The organism is Rhodoglobus galactosidasius (assembly GCF_054957775.1).
In genome coordinates this window covers 152,551-168,679 of record NZ_JBQIAV010000003.1, presented here as the reverse complement: position 1 = coordinate 168,679, position 16,129 = coordinate 152,551, and the positions used below count along the sequence as shown (strand labels likewise).

Here is a 16,129-nt window from a genome sequence, read left to right as displayed (position 1 = left end):
AGCGCGCGGTGCACACATCCCTCTGAGCTGTTGCTCGGGGTGCGGCACCGCGCGTTGTGCGTTTTCGGCTGGGCGTTATTCGCTGTCGATGCTGGCGAGTTCGCGCCGCTTGTCGTGGTTCATCTTCACGAGGCTCGCTACGACCGAGATGGCCATTGACACGAGGATCACGATCAGCGACGCCCACGTGCTGATTTCAGGCGCCCACAGCACGTTCTCTCCTCCGTTGATGAACGGGAGTTCGTTGATGTACAGCGCGTGGAAGAACAGCTTCACACCGATGAAGCCGAGTACGAAGGCGATGCCGTAGTGCAGGTATTCGAGCTTGTCGATGAGGTCGCCTAGGAGAAAGTAGAGCTGGCGTAGTCCCATGAGGGCGAAGATGTTGGCGGTGAACACAATGAACGGGTCGGTGGTGATTCCGAAGATTGCGGGAATCGAGTCGATGGCGAACACGAGGTCGGTGATGCCAAGTGCGATGAACACCACCAAGATTGGCGTGAACACCTTTTTGCCATCGATCACGGTACGCAGTTTGGCTCCGTCGAAGACTGGAGAAATGTTGATGTGCTTGCGCAGGAACCTGATGATTCCACTTTCGGTCTCTTCCATGTCGTCGTGGTTTTCAAACACTTGACGAATGGCGGTGTAGAGCAGGAACGCACCGAAGACGTAGAAGATGAAGCTGAAGTTTTCGATCAGTTGAGCGCCAAGCAGAATGAAGATTCCACGCAATACGAGCGCGATCAGGATGCCCACCATCAGCACCTCTTGTTGGTACTTTCGCGGCACCGAGAACCGCGCCATGATGATCACAAACACGAAAAGGTTGTCGATCGAAAGACTGTATTCGGTGACCCAACCGGCAATGAACTGCCCGGCTTGCTCGACGTCTCCGAGAAGGAACATCATGAGGGCGAAGATAAGCGCGAGGCTCACATAGAAGCCCACCCACAACGCCGACTCACGTGTGCTCGGGATGTGCGGGCGTTTGTACGCCATGATCAGGTCTGCGGTCAAGATGATCAGCAAAATCGAGAGCGACGTTAGTTCAAACCAAATAGGCAGAGTGGTCAAGAGAATCCATTCGGGGGTTTCGAGGTGCTACAAGTCTCGAAAGTCTCTCCCGCATCCGTGTGAATTGTGGACGCCGTTGCCCCGGACTCACTACTGAGTGGTCGTATTGACGAGAACAACGAGGTGGGATACTCCCCTTCGCGTTCACCATAATAACCGACGCTCACCCTCGAGCTGTGCACTGTCTCCCAGCTTGTGGGAAATGCCATAAGTCAGCGACTGCTGTATGGTCAGTGGATGCTGACTAGTGCTTCGCGTCTCGATGTCATGAACCGACTGGGACGCGCGATGGCCGACCCGACCCGCGCCCGCATCCTGCTCTCTCTGCTGCAGAAACCCGGATACCCGGTGCAACTCGCCCACGACCTAGAACTGACGCGCAGCAACGTATCGAACCACCTCACGTGCCTGCGTGGTTGCGGACTCGTCGTGGCGACGCCTGAAGGACGTTCGACTCGCTACGAAATTTCGGATATGCATTTGGCCCGCGCGCTAACCGCCATGGTGAATGTCGTGCTGGCCGTCAACGACGGCGTCCCGTGCGCAGACGACGACTGCGACGTTCCACTGTGCTGCGGCCCGAAGGCGACGGCGTGAGCCTTCCGTCCACGGACGACGAACTTGCCCCGTGGTGGAGAGACCGCGCACTGGTGCTGCCTGCACTCTCCGGTGCGCTTCTTGCCGCTTCACTTATCGCGCAGGCCGAGGGCGCCGCCGAGTGGGCCGTAGCCGCGATGCAGGCAGCTAGCCTTCTCGCCGGCGCTGCCACCTTCGTTCCGGGTGCGCTTCGTCGGCTCGCGCGGGGATCTCTCGGCGTGGGGTTGCTCATGACAATTGCCGCGGTCGGTGCCGTTCTCCTCGGCCATGTCGGTGAAGCCGCGGCCCTCGCATTTCTCTTCTCGATAGCGGAAGCCCTCGAAGACCGAGCAATGGACCGTGCCCGCCACGGTTTACGAGCGCTGCTCTCCCTCATCCCCGATACGGCGCTCGTGGAACGCAACGGGAGCCGTACGGAAGTCGCAGCAGCAGAGCTTGTAGCAGGCGATCTGCTCGTCGTTCGCGCAGGTCAACGTGTCGCAACAGACGGTGTGGTCGAGAGCGGGCGCAGCAGCGTCGACACCTCTGCGGTCACGGGAGAGTCGATTCCCGTTGCGATTGAGACGGGCGACCCCGTGTTGGCCGGCTCCATCAATGGGGCGGGCTCGCTGCGCATCAGGGCTACCGCAAATGGCACCGACAACTCGCTGACGACGATCGTGCTACTGGTCGAAGGAGCCAACGCGCGCAAGGGCACGCATGCGAGGCTGGCCGACCGAATCGCCCGCCCTCTCGTACCCATCGTTCTTGTGGTGGCCGCGGGGATCGTCGGCTTCGGTTTCCTCGTCGGTGATCCTGAACTGTGGACCGAGCGTGCACTGGTCGTGCTCGTTGCGGCGTCCCCGTGCGCCCTCGCAATCGCGGTTCCTGTGACGGTGATTTCGGCGATCGGTGCGGCCAGCAAGCTCGGCATCATTGTGAAGTCAGGCGCGGCCTTTGAGCGGATGGGCAGCATCCGCACTGTCGCGTTAGACAAGACGGGCACGCTCACCCGCAACGCTCCGTCTATTGTTGCCGTCGAGACCGCACCCGGTTTCAGTCGCGACGACATACTACGGTTCGCTGCGGCTCTTGAGGTGCACAGCACCCACCCGCTCGCGACCGCCGTGCTCAACGAGCATCCCCGTCCTCCCGAGGCATCCGAGGTCAGTGAGGATGCCGGTCACGGCATATCCGGAATCGTCGGGGACCTGCCCGTGCGCGTGGGCAACACGCGATGGCTCAATCCCGGGGAGCTCGCCGGCGCGGCAGAGAAACTTTCCGACCGCGGGATGACCGTGGTGGTGGTCGAGCGCGATGCGCAGGTGATCGGGTTGCTCGGCATCCGCGACGAACTGCGGTCGGATGCTGCAGCGGCCGTGACGCAATTGGAGGCGTCAGGCATCCGCACCCTCATGTTAACGGGTGATAACGCTCGCACCGCCACAGCGTTGGGCCGAGAGGCTGGAATTGACGATGTGCGGGCTGAATTGCTGCCCGCCGATAAGGCTCAGGCGATAGAGACGCTCTCGGCGCACTCCCCCACGGCGATGATTGGTGATGGCATCAATGACGCTCCCGCGCTTGCCGCCGCAGATGTCGGAATCGCGATGGGTGCGACCGGCTCAGCTGCCGCGGTTGAATCGGCGGATGTCGCCTTCACCGGCAGCGACCTGCGACTTATCCCTGTGGCTCTGCTTCACGCACGCCGCGGCCGTCGCATCATGACGGGAAACATCGTGCTTTCACTCGCGATCATCGTTGTGCTGTTTCCGCTCGCGCTGACCGGTGTGCTTGGCTTGGCGGGGGTAGTTCTCGTGCACGAGGTTGCTGAGCTGATAGTTATCGCCAACGGGCTGCGTGCGGCACGACTCCCACAGCGCGGCCGCGCGCGAGGGAAACCCGTGCGGGCATCCCTCGCGTCGACTGACCGTTAGGTGTACCAGCTAGGTTCCGGCACCTCGTTGAGCAGCACATACTGGCCGACTTCGCGCTTCTTATAGGGCGCTGGGTCGTGCAGGCTGTGCGTACGGAGGTTGCGCCAGTAAATGTCCAAACCAACCGAGTTTGCGGATGCCCGCGCGCCAGTCAGTTCGAATACCTTCGTTGCGGCCTCAAGCCCGTCTTCGCTGATGCGGAGCTTGCCTGCCGCGATCCGCACGGCAATTTCTCCGCGGCGTCGCTCGGTGAGTTCTGTGCGGGGTGCGTGCAGAACCGCACTGATCTCGGCGCCGACAGAGTCGAGCAGGGCCTCATCCGCCCACAACTTTGACTGCAACTGGCCGTAGCCCTCGAGGATGTACCACTCGTCAGTTGCATGTGCTTTGTTGTCGCCTCCGTACGGCCAGGCACGGCTCTTTGTGCGCGTGTAGGCCGCCGCATTCTGGATCGCTCCCTGGGCGATGCCGAGGTAGAGATTGGCAAACACGAGCTGAATGGCGGGCACGTTAAGCGTGCTATAGGTGAGCGGCTGGAACTCTTTGTCGACGAAGCCCGCAGCCGATGCCCAGCTCGTGCGCACCCCGTTGATCTGAACCGAGCCCGACTCGGTGAGTCGCTGACCGAGGTTATCCCAATCGCCATTGAAAACGATGGCGGGCTGATCAGTGGGAACGATCGCGAAGACGTGGGTGTCTGTTCCTTTGAGGACGCCCTCAAGCACGGTGAGGTCAGAGACTACTCCGCCAGTCGAGAATGACTTATTGCCCGTGAAGATGATGTCGTCGCCGTCGTCCGTCACCGTCAAATCAGAATCACGAGGGTTGACGGCCCCGCCGATCAGGAAGTTGTTCTCGGTGTAGTTCTTCTCGATTGTGGTGATCTGGTCGTCGGTGGCGACGAGACGTGCCGTCCAGGCCCAGAGGTAGTGGTAGCCGAGTAGTTGCCCGATCGAACCATCCCCGCGGGCGATGATGCGGATGACCTTATAAGTGGTCTCCCACGACTGTCCGCCACCGCCGTGCTCAACGGGGCCGAGCAGAGTCACGAGGCCCGAGTCTTTCAGCAGTGCCACTTCGGCGTGCGGTGGTTGGTTCGCGACATCCCGCTCGAGAGCATCCACAGCAAGAATGTCCGACACCTCTTCTGCGCGGTGCAGCCAGCCTTCGGGCGTCGTTGGCGGGGATATGGATGCCCAGCGACTCTCAATCGTCGGGCGGGTGATGGTGACGTCAGACATGGTTGCGCTCCTCGGTTGTAGACCCACTTTTCTGGGTTGTGTGGGCTACATCCTGTTCCCGATTTCACGCAACGTCGAGTTTGTGTCGAGTATGTGTCGCCGCACTACTTCTTGTTACGTAGCCTGCGGTTCTACCCAATTTACGATTACTCTTGAGCGGAACTCACTGTCTCTTCTTTCTGTCGGAGTCTCCAATGAAAAGATCCCTACTTCCGACGCTTGTCGCCGAACTGGGGCCTAATGTGGATGCCTACGACGCCATCCATCGTGGATCCCGCAACACAGGCCCGCATAGAGGCCGACCTTGAAGCCGGCAAGGCTCTCGGCGTGAACAGCACTCCCTCGTTCTCCGTGGACGACGAGCTCATAGACACCCAGCGCGTCGAGAATCTGCCTGAGGCGATTGACGCAGCACTGCAGTAGAGCGAGGCTTCCCGGGGCGGCCAGCCTCAGCATCCGCGTGCCCTGTTTGGGTGGTCCGTTAACGAGGAAAGTCCCGGCCTTGTTGATACGAACATGACCGGAACTTTGCTACTGTGACCCCAGCGGGATTCGAACCCGCGTTACCGCCGTGAGAGGGCGGCGTACTAGGCCTCTGTACGATGGGGCCGTCACAACAACTAGGAAAGTATGCCACAAATTGAGGGCAATTTTTTCCACCACCGCCAATTACGGACCACAGGATCATTCTTGACTGCTATCACGCGCGCCACCGATGCCCGAAGCTTAAGTCGCGGCCGGTAGCGCGGCACGGGCAGGATGCGCAATCGGGCCGACGCAACAGTGGCGGCCCAGCCGAATAGCGGCAGTCGCGCTAGTCGCGCTGGTCGAGAATGTGCAGGACGCCCGGCGCCATCGTGATGTCGATCGGCAGCGCAGCAAAACGCTCCCCGTCGGCATAGGCGGTGATGTCTTCGGACTCGATGCGGATGTTCTTTCCGCGATACACCGTCACGCGCGGGTCGGAGAGATGCGTGCCATTGAATACGCGCGGGAAGACGCGCAAGAAAGCCAACCTCGAGAGAGCTTCGACGACAAGAACGTCGGCAAGGCCGTCATCCACTAGGGCATCCGGGGTCACTTTCATGCCGCCACCGAGCGACACATTGTTTCCGACACTGATGAGTGCACCCGTGGTTTCGATTACTTTGTCGTCGATCGTGAGCTTGTACTTGATCGCGCGCAGCCGCAGCAGTTCGATGATGAGAGCGACCGTGTAGCGACTCGGGCCCTTCGGCCACGACATCAGGTTCGCGCGCTCGTTGACGATCGCATCGAACCCGGCCGATAGCACACAGGCAAACCAGCGAGTTGCAGCGGTTCCCGTGGCTTCGTCGACGTAGGCAACACTGCCGGCATCGATGGCGCGCGGCGGACGTCCGAGGCCGCGCACAATGCTGGCGATAGCGGCATCCGTGTCATCGAACGGAATGCCCAAACCGCGAGCCATGTCATTGCCGGTGCCTGACGGGATGATGCCCAGCGGAACCGTCGTTTTGGCAACCAGATTGGTGCCGAGATTGACCATGCCATCGCCGCCAACCACGAGCAGAGCATCCGGCTTCTTGGCAACAGCTTTGCGGCCACGTTTCAGAAGCAGCGCAAAGTTAGCTTCCTCGAGAGCAGTGACCTCATGACCGAGAGCGCGCAACGCTTCAACGGCTCGAGGGCCAACACTCTTACCTTTACCAAAAGACGCTGTCGGATTGATCGCGACAATAAGACGCAGGGGTTTGATCGACTCCACGTGTTCAGTATGTCGCACTGATTCGCATCAGATGCACCGCGTGCACCACCGGTCTAGGCTCGTGGCATGAATGTCACCAAGTATGAGCACGCGTGCCTCGTTCTTGAGCACGAAAACCAACGACTCGTTATCGATCCCGGCGGGTTCACTGCCCCTCTGCCGCCGCTCGACAACGTGACCGCGATTGTGATCACCCACCAGCATCCCGACCACTGGACGGGCGAGCAGCTTGCGCGCATTCGCGAAAACAATCCCGACGCGCCGATCTTCGGTCCTGCCGGTGTCGCGGCCGCTGCCAGTGACTGGAACGTCACGACAGTCGTCGACGGCGCGAGTGAAACTGTTGGTGCGTGGACGCTGGAATTCTTTGGTGGCGAGCATGCTGTCATCCACGAATCGATCCCCGTCATCGACAACCTTGGTGTGCTCGTGAATGGCGAGTTTTGGTACGGCGGCGACTCGTTCACCGTGCCGCCGAAGCCGGTCGCGAGCGCCGCAATTCCCGCGGGTGCTCCGTGGTTGAAGATCAGCGAGGTCATGGATTACGTGGCTGAGCTAGCCCCGAAGCGCGCGATTCAGACGCACGATGCCGTGCTCTCTGACAAAGGGCTCGCGATCGCGGCGGCCCGAATTGTGGATGTTATGGCCGGCTATGGTGGCGAGCTCACGGTGCTGCAGCCTGGCGAGACGCTCGCGTTGTAGTCACAAATCACAGCCAGAGCTGGCGTTCGGTATGAGCATGCAGGTTCTGGTGCTGGTCGTGCAGAACACGTTCCTGAACTCGCAGGCGGGTAGCTTGTTTGTTGCTCGCCTCAGGTCGCCATCTCCGTGATGGTAGCTTCGGCGTCTGCCATGGTGATGGCGTGCGCTACCAGTGCACGCGCTCCGACTAGTGGTGAGGCTTCGACGCCCTTAAGGATTGCTTCCTGAAGCAGCAATGTGCCAAGGCCGCTTCCTGCGAAACGCTTGTCGACGGCTAGGTACTATGCCTGTAGTTGAGGAGCCGATCGCGTGATATCAGAATGTGCTCGCGAGTGCGGGTGCCGGCAAGCTCTGGATCAGCCTCGATGACGGCATCCAGAATCCCTTGGTGCTGGGCGGCGACATCGGCCGCAGTGAGTAGGCTGTTCGAGTCCACCTGACCGATGCACAACTCTATCTCCCCCATTATCAATGCGTGCATCTTGGCCAACCTTGGGCTCGGCTGCCCAAGAACGAGCGCCTGATGAAATGCGATGTCGGCGCGCGCATAGCTGGTCGGCTCCCCCGAATCAGCGGCGACCTTCAGCTCCCGGTGAGCACTGATCGCCGCCGCAGGCACCACTCCCGTCAGGGCGAGGTTGCGCAATGCGGCTTCCTCCACCACGACCCGGCTGGCATAGAGGTCGTAGATGTCCGACTCATCGAGCACCGGAACTTGTGCGGTGCGGTGCGCACTTCGACGAAGCAACCCCTCGCTCACCAGTCGCTCGATCGCTACCTTCGCAGTGGGGCGCGCAACCCCATAGCGCGCGGACACAGCGGTCTCGGTGAGCACCGACCCCGGTGGATCAGTGCTTGCGATGATGCTCTCGCGCAGCGTGTTGTACACCGCCTCGGGTAACGACGTGGTGTGCAGATCAATCGCCATTCACAAGCTCCATCCCAATATTGTTAGACAAGTTTACAAGCAAGCTCTATGCTCACGTTAACAGGTGAGCATTGGAGCACCCTTTGGTAGGTAGACGCTTCCCCCGTCCGCGAGACTTCGCCCAGCTCCTAGCATTCAAGAAACCGGAGTTGAATGCTAAGCGGCGACGGCTGCAAGCCGCCCTCACCATCTACGACCTCCGTGACATTGCGAAACGGAGAACTCCGCGAGCGCCATTCGATTACACCGACGGCGCGGCCGAAGCCGAGTTGTCTATTTTCCGTGCACGTCAAGCGTTCGAAGATATCGAATTCCACCCTTCAATTCTGCGAGACGTGACCACGGTCAACGCTTCGCGAAACGTACTAGGCGGGCCGAGCCGGATTCCGATCGCCATCGCGCCGACGGGGTTCACCCGAATGATGCACACTGAGGGCGAACTTGCCGGCTCCCAGGCAGCCAGCAAATTCGGAATCCCCTTCACGCTTTCTACCATGGGTACGGCCTCGGCCGAGTCCCTGCGAGCCGCAAGTCCTCAAGGACGCCTGTGGTTCCAGCTCTACATGCTGCACGATAGAGAGCGCTCGATGGAGCTGGTCACCCGCGCCAAAAACGCCGGCTACGACACCCTCGTGGTCACAGTCGACGTTCCTGTGGCGGGGGCGCGGCTGCGAGACAAGCGCAATGGCATGTCGATACCGCCCGAACTCACCCCCTCAACGATCCTCACAGCGATTCCGCACCCAGAATGGTGGATCAACTTCCTCACCACCGAGCCGCTGACCTTTGCGAGCCTCTCCCACTGGGACGGCACCGTCGGGGAGTTGATCGACTCGATGTTCGACCCGAGCATCACCTTCGAAGACTTGGCGTGGATGCGAGAGATGTGGCCGGGAAAACTCGTGGTCAAAGGAGTGCAATCCCTAGAAGATGCGGTGGCATTGGCCAAGCACGGCGCCGACGGCATCGTCTTGTCCAACCACGGAGGCCGTCAACTCGATCGTGCCCCCGTGCCCTTCCACCTGCTACCTGAAGTAGTCAAGGAGGTAGGCGGCGATCTCGAGATTCTGCTCGATACCGGAATTATGTCGGGTGCCGATGTCGTCGCGAGCATTGCGATGGGCGCGCGCAGCACCTTGATCGGCCGGGCATACCTTTACGGTCTGATGGCAGGGGGCCAGGACGGTGTAGAGCGCAGCCTCCAAATTCTGTCGGACCAGCTCTTCAGAACCATGCGGCTGCTGGGCGTCGCGGATATCGAGGAACTTACCCCTCGACATGTGACCCAGCTGAGACGGCTTGTTCCATACGCGACGAATTGACTCGGAGGTAGCAGGAAAATGCAAGACATCGAATTTACACCAGAACGTTCACAGTATGTGTATACATTCGGCGGCGCAGAGCCCGTCATGCGCATCAAGCCCGGCACAGCGTTACGCCTGTGGTCAGAGGATGCCTTCAACTTCGCGCTGCAATCGACCAGCGATCTGTCGAGTCAGAAACTCGATATGCGGTATGTGAACCCTCAAACCGGCCCGTTCTATGTTGACGGCGCGGAACCCGGCGACACTCTGGCCATTCACATCGTCGACCTGACACCGGCGCGCGGATTCGGGGCATCGACGACGATTCCGTTCTTCGGCGGGCTCACCAGCACCGATAGAACTGCCCTGCTGCAGGAAGCACTGCCCGAGGCCACCTGGATCTATGAGGTTGACAGCGAGCATCAGACGGTGGGGTTTCAAGCCCGGTTCGGCGACTTCGAGGTCGCCCTACCCCTGGAGTGCATGCTCGGAACGGTGGGGCTTGCACCGGCGGCGAACGAAGTGCGAACCAGCTTGGTTCCTGAGCGGTTCGGCGGCAATATGGACACCCCCGAGATGAAAATCGGCACCACAGCCTATCTCGGCGTAAACGTTGAAGGGGCGCTCTTCTCGATAGGCGATGGACACTACCGGCAGGGTGAGGGTGAAGCCTGTGGCACCGCGGTGGAGGGCGCGATGAACTCGGTCATCATCGTCGAGTTAATCAAAGGCTCGGCTCCCCTCTGGCCACGCCTGGAGAACGACGACTACTGGATGGTCGTCGGATCATCCAGACCCATGGAGGATTCTTGGCGGATTGCCCAAGTCGAGATGGTGAATTGGTTCACCGAGATGTTCGGGCTCCACCAAATGGATGCCTACCAATTACTCACCCAAATTTCGCGCGCGCCGATCGCCAACGCTGTGGACGCCAATTACAGCGTCGTAGTGAAGGTGAAGAAATCACTGATGCCTTCGGGCATCGCCTATCAGGGTCTGCATCAACAGCTTCGCGAAGCGGCCAAGAACGTCCGCTAGCGCAGGAGCCCAAAACCTTGGCCTCGCGAACAGAACATACAAAGGAGTATGAGAGTGAGTGATGTAAAAGTTGCAAATCCGGCTGTCCTCGGACTGCTGGGATATGGAATGTCCACGGTGCTTTTGAGCCTAGCCAATAGCGGCATCTACCCGGTTGACGGCATGGTCTTCGCCATGGCAATCTTCTTCGGTGGTGCTGCGCAGACGATGGTTGCAGCAATGCTCTTCCGGCAAGGCGACACCTTTGGAATGACCGCCTTCGGCGGTTTCTCCTTCCTGTGGCTGTCATTCGCCTTCCTCAATATCGGGGCCCTCAACGACTGGTGGACTGTCACCAACACCGGAGTCGGCTGGTACCTGATCATCTGGGCGGTGTTCACCCTCGGCCTCGTGATCGCCTCAACTGTGGCCCCACGGGTGCTGACGATCATCCTCGTCTTGACCGTGATCCTGCTGGGCTCACTGGGCCTGGGCGCCATCACCGGAAGCGCGGCGCTCAGCCTCTTCGGTGGATACGAGGGAATCCTCACGGGTGCACTCGCGATCTACCTCGCGTTCGCGTTCCTCATCAACGAGATGTATGACAAAACGGTGCTTCCCATCGGCTCACCGTTCCGCAAATAAGAAGGAGCAGAAAATGGATCTGAAGATCAAGGGAAAAACCGCTCTCGTCACCGGTGGCACCAGAGGCATCGGGCGGGCAATCGCCGAACTCTTCGCCACAGAGGGGGCCAATGTCGCCTTCTGCGCCAGGGATGCCAAAGAAGTGGCAGCGACCGAGAAGGCGATTGGCGCCCTGGGCGTCAAGGCGAAAGGCACAGTGCTGGATGTCGCCGACGCCGACGCCCTGAAAGCGTGGGTGGAAAGTAGCGCGGCTGAGTTCGGTGGCATCGACATGGCGGTGGCGAACGTCAGCGCCCTGGCCATTCCAGATACCGATGAGAACTGGGAAGCCTCTTTTCGCGTCGACCTGATGGGAACCGTGAACTTGGTGAAGGCAGTGCTCCCCTATCTGGAGCAGAGCTCCGTGAAGTCGGTGGTGGCCATTTCCAGCGTTTCTGGCCGGGAGGCAGACTTCGCGTCCGGCCCTTACGGAACGATGAAGACAGCGATCCTCGGCTATATGGCCGGTGTGGCGCTTCAGGTTGCGGAGAAGAGCATCCGGGTGAACTCGGTCTCGCCGGGCAACACCTACTTCCCCGGCGGGGTGTGGGAGAGCATCGAGGGTGGAAACCCCGAACTGTTCAGCTTCGCCATGGGCCTGAACCCGACCGGAAGAATGGGAACCCCCGAAGAGATCGCCGCCGGAGTTGTTTTTCTGTCAAGCCCAGTATCCAGCCGGGTCAGCGGTGCAAACTTCCTGATGGATGGCGCCCTGACGAAGGGAATACAGTTTTAGGCGCCTCCCTCTAACGTCTGTTCGAATGGGTGGCCCGTCCCTGGCTTCACACTGCGGGGATGGGTCACCTTTCTCGCTCGACCTTGATGAGTTCTCGCGATGCCTGGGAGCACTACAAGGGTTGCTGCGTGAAGCCTCCTTAGCACCCGCGCCGGTATCAGCAGTGGCGCGAGATACCACCCAGGGACCAGAAACAGCCTTACAGGTCGAGCGCGAGCTGCAAACCCACGATTGATGTTGCCGGCATGATCCGGCTGGCCATCACCTCCGCTGCTGAGCCGATCATGCCGTCGAACATGTTCAAGGAACGCAACTTTGTGCTGACCACGACATCCGGTCTCATCCCAGGTATCGCCATGTTTGGTGCTCTCGCCTACATGCCCACGTAACTTCAGATGGTTACCGGCGTGAATGCGACCCAGGCTGGGTTCTTGATGATCCCGATGATGGGTGACACGGGTGACACGAACTCGTTGACGCCGGGCGCAGTGCGCGACCTTCCGGATGCCGTGCGCGAGATCATTGTCAGCTCCTACAACGACGCACTTGCTCCTGTGTTCCTCTACATGGTGCCGCTGCGCTGCTCTCGGCAGTGCTGCGGGCATTCGTGAAAGAGGTTCCGCTAGCGACAACAATCAAGCGCGACGAACCCACCGACACCCTCACCGTGCTCGGTGAGGGTGTCACGGCGAGAAAGTGATCGCTGGGCGCGCTGAGAGGGGGTTAGTCGAGGCCCAGGTAAGCCTCGATGACCTTCTCGTCAGCGAGCAACTCGTGCGCGGGGCCGAAATGTGAAACCTCGCCGGTTTCCAGCACGTAGCCATAATCAGCTGCCGCTAGGGCGCGTCGAGCGTTCTGCTCAACGAGCACCACGGTGGTGCCTGTCAGCCGGATCTCCTCGATCACTGCAAAGACCTCGTCGACGATCTTCGGCGCCAGCCCCATCGACGGTTCGTCGAGCAGGAGCACCTTGGGTTCGGCAATCAGGGCGCGAGCGATCGACAGCATCTGCTGCTCGCCACCGGACAGCGCGCCCGCGTGCAGCTTGCGTCGTTCGAACAACACCGGAAAACGTTCGTAGACCTCGGAGACTTTCGCGTGCAGGGTGCTGTTTTTTCGGTGCCAGCCTCCTAGGCTGAGATTCTCGGCCACGGTGAGCGTGCCAAGAATTTCTCGCCCTTCGGGAACCTGCACCAGGCCGGCCTTCACAAGACGGTGCGCCGGCCACTTGGTGATGTCCTTGCCCTCGAACGTGATGACACCCTGGCGAGGACGCAGCAGACCTGAAACGGCGTTCAAGACGGAGGTCTTGCCAGCACCGTTGGCTCCCACCAAGGTGACCAGTGCACCCTCGGGCACCTCGAAGGACACGTTGCGCACAGCCTCCACACGGCCATAGTTGACCCGCAGGCCCTCGACGCTCAGGATCGGATCGCTCATCGGTTCTCCTCCGGGTTAGTCTCGCCGTCGGGAGCAGGGTCGCTGTGATGCCCCGACTGATCGCTGTCCCGGTCGGCGGCGACCTGAGCGAGGTTCTCGGAGGCGAGCACGGATGCCGCGTCGGCGTCTTCGTCGGAGCCGACTGAGCCGAGGTAGGCCTCAAGCACCCGCGGGTCCCTAGCAATGTCACCGGGCTTTCCGAAAGCGATGATCTCACCGAAATTCAGCACCATGATGCGATCACAGGTGGCCAGCATCATCCTCACGTTGTGCTCGATTACGAGCACCGCGATTCCGTCGGCGGCAAGCGAACGAATAAGCTCCGACAAACTTGCTGCTTCGACATGGTTCATTCCGGCAGCGGGCTCATCGAGCACCAGAAGAGACGGATGCGAGGCCAGCGCACGAGCGATCTCTAACCGACGCTGGTCGCCATAGGAGAGGTCACCGGCGGCATTGGACGCCTTGTCGGCGAGCCCAACGCGAATCAACTGCGCAGAGGCCATAGCCACGGCTTCGCGCTCCGAACGACGAGCCGAGGGCAGAAACAACAGTCGACGCAGCAGCGTGTCCTGAGTAATGCGGTACCCGCCGACGAGCACATTCTCGAGCGCGGAGAGTCGGTTGAAGAGCTTGATTTGCTGGAAGGTGCGCGCAACTCCGGCCTGGGCCAAGCGGTGAGCCTTTGTGGTGGCGGAAAGCGGAACGCCAAGTACGGTGCCGGTTCCCGTGGTCGGAGGCGTCAAGGCGGTGACCATGTTCACGAGGGTGGTCTTGCCTGCACCGTTCGGACCGATCAGGCCGAGAACCTTCCCGGCATTCACGGTGAGGTCTACCGATTGCACGGCGTGCACTCCTCCGTAGGACTTGCCGAGGCGGCTGAGGCTCACGAGTTCAGAGCCGGCCGCAGGCAAGGCAGGCAGGGCGGGTCGAAGCGAGGGATCTGCGATCAGTCTCTTGGCCGATTTTCTCCGCGGGATGAGGCCTGAGAGTCCGCCCGGGAGGAAGAGAATCACCACGAGGAGCAGCACGCCGGAGATGGTCGGGCGGATCCATCCAGCGTCAATACCGATCACGCGCTGCACCTCAGGAAGGACGCTGAGGAACGCGGAGCCGAGGATCGGACCAACAAACAGGGTGACTCCACCGACTACGGCCGTGACTAAGCCATCTACCGCGGCCGTGAACGAGAACTCGTTTGGGTCGGCAAACCGAGAGAAGTGGGCGAGCAGCACGCCGTAGAGGCCAGCAACCGCTCCCGCGATCACGAACGAAGCCATCCGGTACCGGGGAACATCGATTCCCATCGTGGTTGCGGCTAGTTCGTCTTCCCTGATCGCGGCGAAGGCTCGCCCCAGTCGGGAACCAGACAGGCGCCAGAACCAGTAGGCAACAACGGCTAGAGCGATCCAGGCGATGCCGGGGCCGACGAGCTTCGAGAAGCTCAGCCCTTGCGCGCCGTTCGTCCAGCTCTGGTTGATCAGGAAGATTCGTACCATTTCGCCGAAGGCGAGGGTTGCGATCGCCAGAAATACTCCGCGCAGACGGATGACGGGCAGACCCAGGATGAACGCGGCGATAGCGCCAACGAGCATGCCGAAAACGATGCCTATAGCAAGCGGGGGGATAAAACCGAAAAGTGGCTCCGCGGGGACAACGAGCGCGGAGGTGAAAGCGGCCAGCGAGGCGAGCCCGACCTGAGCCAGGCTCAGCTGGCCGGCGATGAGCACGGCATAGAAGCTGTAAGCGAGGATCGCGGTCAAGGCGATCAGGGTGATGAGCGAGGTGTAATCCGCGAACATGATTAGACCTCCCGCGTCTTGCGTGCGCCGAATAGGCCCTGCGGCCGAAGGATCAGGATAAGGAACAACAGCCCGAACGCCACCATGTCTCGCCACGAACTGCCGATGTAGTTCACGGCCAGCACCTCGGCCACACCGAGGATCAGGCCGCCGACCAGGGCACCCGGCAAGGATCCCATCCCGCCGACGACGATCACGGCGAGGGCCTTGAGCTCCACGGCATGACCGATTCCTAGGGAAGCGGCGTTCACGTTCAGGGTGAATAGCACGCCGGCCACAGCACCTAGTGCGGAGGAGAGAGCGAAGGTGGTGCTGCTGATCCGGCCAACGTTAAGGCCAAGAACCGCGGCGGCGTGCGGGTTCTCGGCGATGGTGCGCATGCCACGGCCGAGCTTTGACTTAGCCACGAGCCAGGTCAAGATAACCATCAGCGACACACTGACGATCAGGATGATGACTTGGAGCAGGGAAACCGTCGCACCGAAAATTTCTACCCGGGTGCTCGGAAATGCATCCGCGGGAAAACGCCGGGTGTCTGCCCCGTACAGTGCCTGCAGCAGCGAGAGGATGATCGCGCCGAACGCTATGGAGGAGATCAGTCCTGCGAAGTGCGCATCGTGCCGACCGGCGAGCGGTCGGAACGCGATGCGTTCGATCAGGATGCCCAGCACCGCGCCGAGAACCAGCACGACGGGAATAAGTAGCCAGATCGGAACGCCAAATCGGGTCACGATCTCGATCCCAACCAGGGCGCCGGCGGTGAAAACTGCGGCGTGGGCCAAGTTCAGCCGGTCGAGAATACCGAACACCAGGGTGAAACCGATCGCGAACAACGCGTAGATCGAGCCGAGAAAAATCCCGTCCAAGAAGAGTTGCATTGGTGATGTCCCTGTCTTTCGGCGCGTGCCGCCCGAAGGCGGCACGCGTGTGTTGCCGGT

Annotated in this window: 17 protein-coding genes and 1 tRNA gene; 10 read left to right on the top strand and 8 right to left on the bottom strand. The window is 60.8% G+C overall.

Going from position 1 to position 16,129, the window contains the following annotated elements:
• Positions 1 to 75: 75 nt before the first annotated feature.
• On the bottom strand, positions 76 to 1,077 hold the full coding sequence (locus tag ACTJJW_RS05035; RefSeq protein WP_462643045.1) for a TerC family protein: 1,002 nt from the start codon (positions 1,075 to 1,077) through the stop codon (positions 76 to 78).
• 237 nt (positions 1,078 to 1,314) lie between these two features.
• Between ACTJJW_RS05035 and cmtR the strand changes: the two genes are divergently transcribed.
• Positions 1,315 to 1,674 (top strand): Cd(II)/Pb(II)-sensing metalloregulatory transcriptional regulator CmtR, encoded by a 360-nt coding sequence (cmtR, locus tag ACTJJW_RS05030; RefSeq protein WP_462643044.1) that lies wholly within the window; start codon positions 1,315 to 1,317, stop codon positions 1,672 to 1,674.
• Entirely contained in the window at positions 1,671 to 3,590 is a 1,920-nt protein-coding gene (locus tag ACTJJW_RS05025; protein WP_462643043.1) for a heavy metal translocating P-type ATPase, read from the top strand. Before cmtR ends, ACTJJW_RS05025 begins: the two co-directional genes overlap by 4 nt.
• Here ACTJJW_RS05025 and ACTJJW_RS05020 read toward each other — a convergent pair.
• Positions 3,587 to 4,831 (bottom strand): acyl-CoA dehydrogenase family protein, encoded by a 1,245-nt coding sequence (locus tag ACTJJW_RS05020; RefSeq protein ID WP_462643042.1) that lies wholly within the window; start codon positions 4,829 to 4,831, stop codon positions 3,587 to 3,589. The genes ACTJJW_RS05025 and ACTJJW_RS05020 overlap by 4 nt on opposite strands.
• Positions 4,832 to 5,077: 246 nt before the next feature.
• Between ACTJJW_RS05020 and ACTJJW_RS05015 the strand changes: the two genes are divergently transcribed.
• Positions 5,078 to 5,254: a DsbA family protein gene (locus ACTJJW_RS05015; protein WP_462643041.1), complete on the top strand. Its 177-nt coding sequence runs from the start codon at positions 5,078 to 5,080 to the stop codon at positions 5,252 to 5,254.
• 114 nt (positions 5,255 to 5,368) lie between these two features.
• Here ACTJJW_RS05015 and ACTJJW_RS05010 read toward each other — a convergent pair.
• Both ACTJJW_RS05010 and ACTJJW_RS05005 read right to left on the bottom strand, forming a co-directional pair.
• Positions 5,369 to 5,441: transfer RNA gene (locus ACTJJW_RS05010), tRNA-Glu, on the bottom strand.
• A gap of 204 nt (positions 5,442 to 5,645) precedes the next feature.
• Positions 5,646 to 6,578, bottom strand: a complete 933-nt coding sequence (locus tag ACTJJW_RS05005; RefSeq protein WP_462643040.1) for a diacylglycerol kinase family protein — start codon at positions 6,576 to 6,578, stop codon at positions 5,646 to 5,648.
• 66 nt (positions 6,579 to 6,644) lie between these two features.
• Between ACTJJW_RS05005 and ACTJJW_RS05000 the strand changes: the two genes are divergently transcribed.
• On the top strand, positions 6,645 to 7,280 hold the full coding sequence (locus ACTJJW_RS05000; protein ID WP_462643039.1) for an MBL fold metallo-hydrolase: 636 nt from the start codon (positions 6,645 to 6,647) through the stop codon (positions 7,278 to 7,280).
• A 274-nt stretch (positions 7,281 to 7,554) separates the two neighbouring features.
• Here ACTJJW_RS05000 and ACTJJW_RS04995 read toward each other — a convergent pair whose 3' ends face one another.
• Positions 7,555 to 8,208 (bottom strand): GntR family transcriptional regulator, encoded by a 654-nt coding sequence (locus tag ACTJJW_RS04995; RefSeq protein WP_462643038.1) that lies wholly within the window; start codon positions 8,206 to 8,208, stop codon positions 7,555 to 7,557.
• Positions 8,209 to 8,291: 83 nt separating this feature from the next.
• Between ACTJJW_RS04995 and ACTJJW_RS04990 the strand changes: the two genes are divergently transcribed.
• The 6 genes from ACTJJW_RS04990 (at position 8,292) to ACTJJW_RS04965 (ending at position 12,560) form a co-directional block, all read left to right on the top strand.
• The gene (locus ACTJJW_RS04990; protein ID WP_462643037.1) at positions 8,292 to 9,530 is read left to right on the top strand and encodes an alpha-hydroxy acid oxidase; all 1,239 of its coding nucleotides are present in this window, start codon (positions 8,292 to 8,294) and stop codon (positions 9,528 to 9,530) included.
• A gap of 87 nt (positions 9,531 to 9,617) precedes the next feature.
• Complete coding sequence (locus ACTJJW_RS04985) at positions 9,618 to 10,550, top strand: acetamidase/formamidase family protein (RefSeq protein WP_462643036.1); 933 nt, start codon at positions 9,618 to 9,620, stop codon at positions 10,548 to 10,550.
• 54 nt (positions 10,551 to 10,604) lie between these two features.
• Complete coding sequence (locus ACTJJW_RS04980; protein ID WP_462643035.1) at positions 10,605 to 11,174, top strand: acetate uptake transporter; 570 nt, start codon at positions 10,605 to 10,607, stop codon at positions 11,172 to 11,174.
• 13 nt (positions 11,175 to 11,187) lie between these two features.
• Positions 11,188 to 11,949, top strand: coding sequence for an SDR family NAD(P)-dependent oxidoreductase (locus tag ACTJJW_RS04975; protein WP_462643034.1), 762 nt, complete (start codon positions 11,188 to 11,190; stop codon positions 11,947 to 11,949).
• A 245-nt stretch (positions 11,950 to 12,194) separates the two neighbouring features.
• Positions 12,195 to 12,338, top strand: coding sequence for a hypothetical protein (locus tag ACTJJW_RS04970; RefSeq protein ID WP_462643033.1), 144 nt, complete (start codon positions 12,195 to 12,197; stop codon positions 12,336 to 12,338).
• 18 nt (positions 12,339 to 12,356) lie between these two features.
• Entirely contained in the window at positions 12,357 to 12,560 is a 204-nt protein-coding gene (locus tag ACTJJW_RS04965; RefSeq protein ID WP_462643032.1) for a hypothetical protein, read from the top strand.
• Positions 12,561 to 12,672: 112 nt separating this feature from the next.
• Here ACTJJW_RS04965 and ACTJJW_RS04960 read toward each other — a convergent pair whose 3' ends face one another.
• The 3 genes from ACTJJW_RS04960 to ACTJJW_RS04950 are packed head-to-tail and all read right to left on the bottom strand — an operon-like array spanning position 12,673 to position 16,069.
• On the bottom strand, positions 12,673 to 13,389 hold the full coding sequence (locus ACTJJW_RS04960) for an ABC transporter ATP-binding protein (protein ID WP_462643031.1): 717 nt from the start codon (positions 13,387 to 13,389) through the stop codon (positions 12,673 to 12,675).
• Positions 13,386 to 15,191, bottom strand: coding sequence for a branched-chain amino acid ABC transporter ATP-binding protein/permease (locus ACTJJW_RS04955; protein ID WP_462643030.1), 1,806 nt, complete (start codon positions 15,189 to 15,191; stop codon positions 13,386 to 13,388). Before ACTJJW_RS04955 ends, ACTJJW_RS04960 begins: the two co-directional genes overlap by 4 nt.
• A gap of 2 nt (positions 15,192 to 15,193) precedes the next feature.
• The gene (locus ACTJJW_RS04950) at positions 15,194 to 16,069 is read right to left on the bottom strand and encodes a branched-chain amino acid ABC transporter permease (RefSeq protein WP_462643029.1); all 876 of its coding nucleotides are present in this window, start codon (positions 16,067 to 16,069) and stop codon (positions 15,194 to 15,196) included.
• Positions 16,070 to 16,129 lie beyond the last annotated feature (60 nt).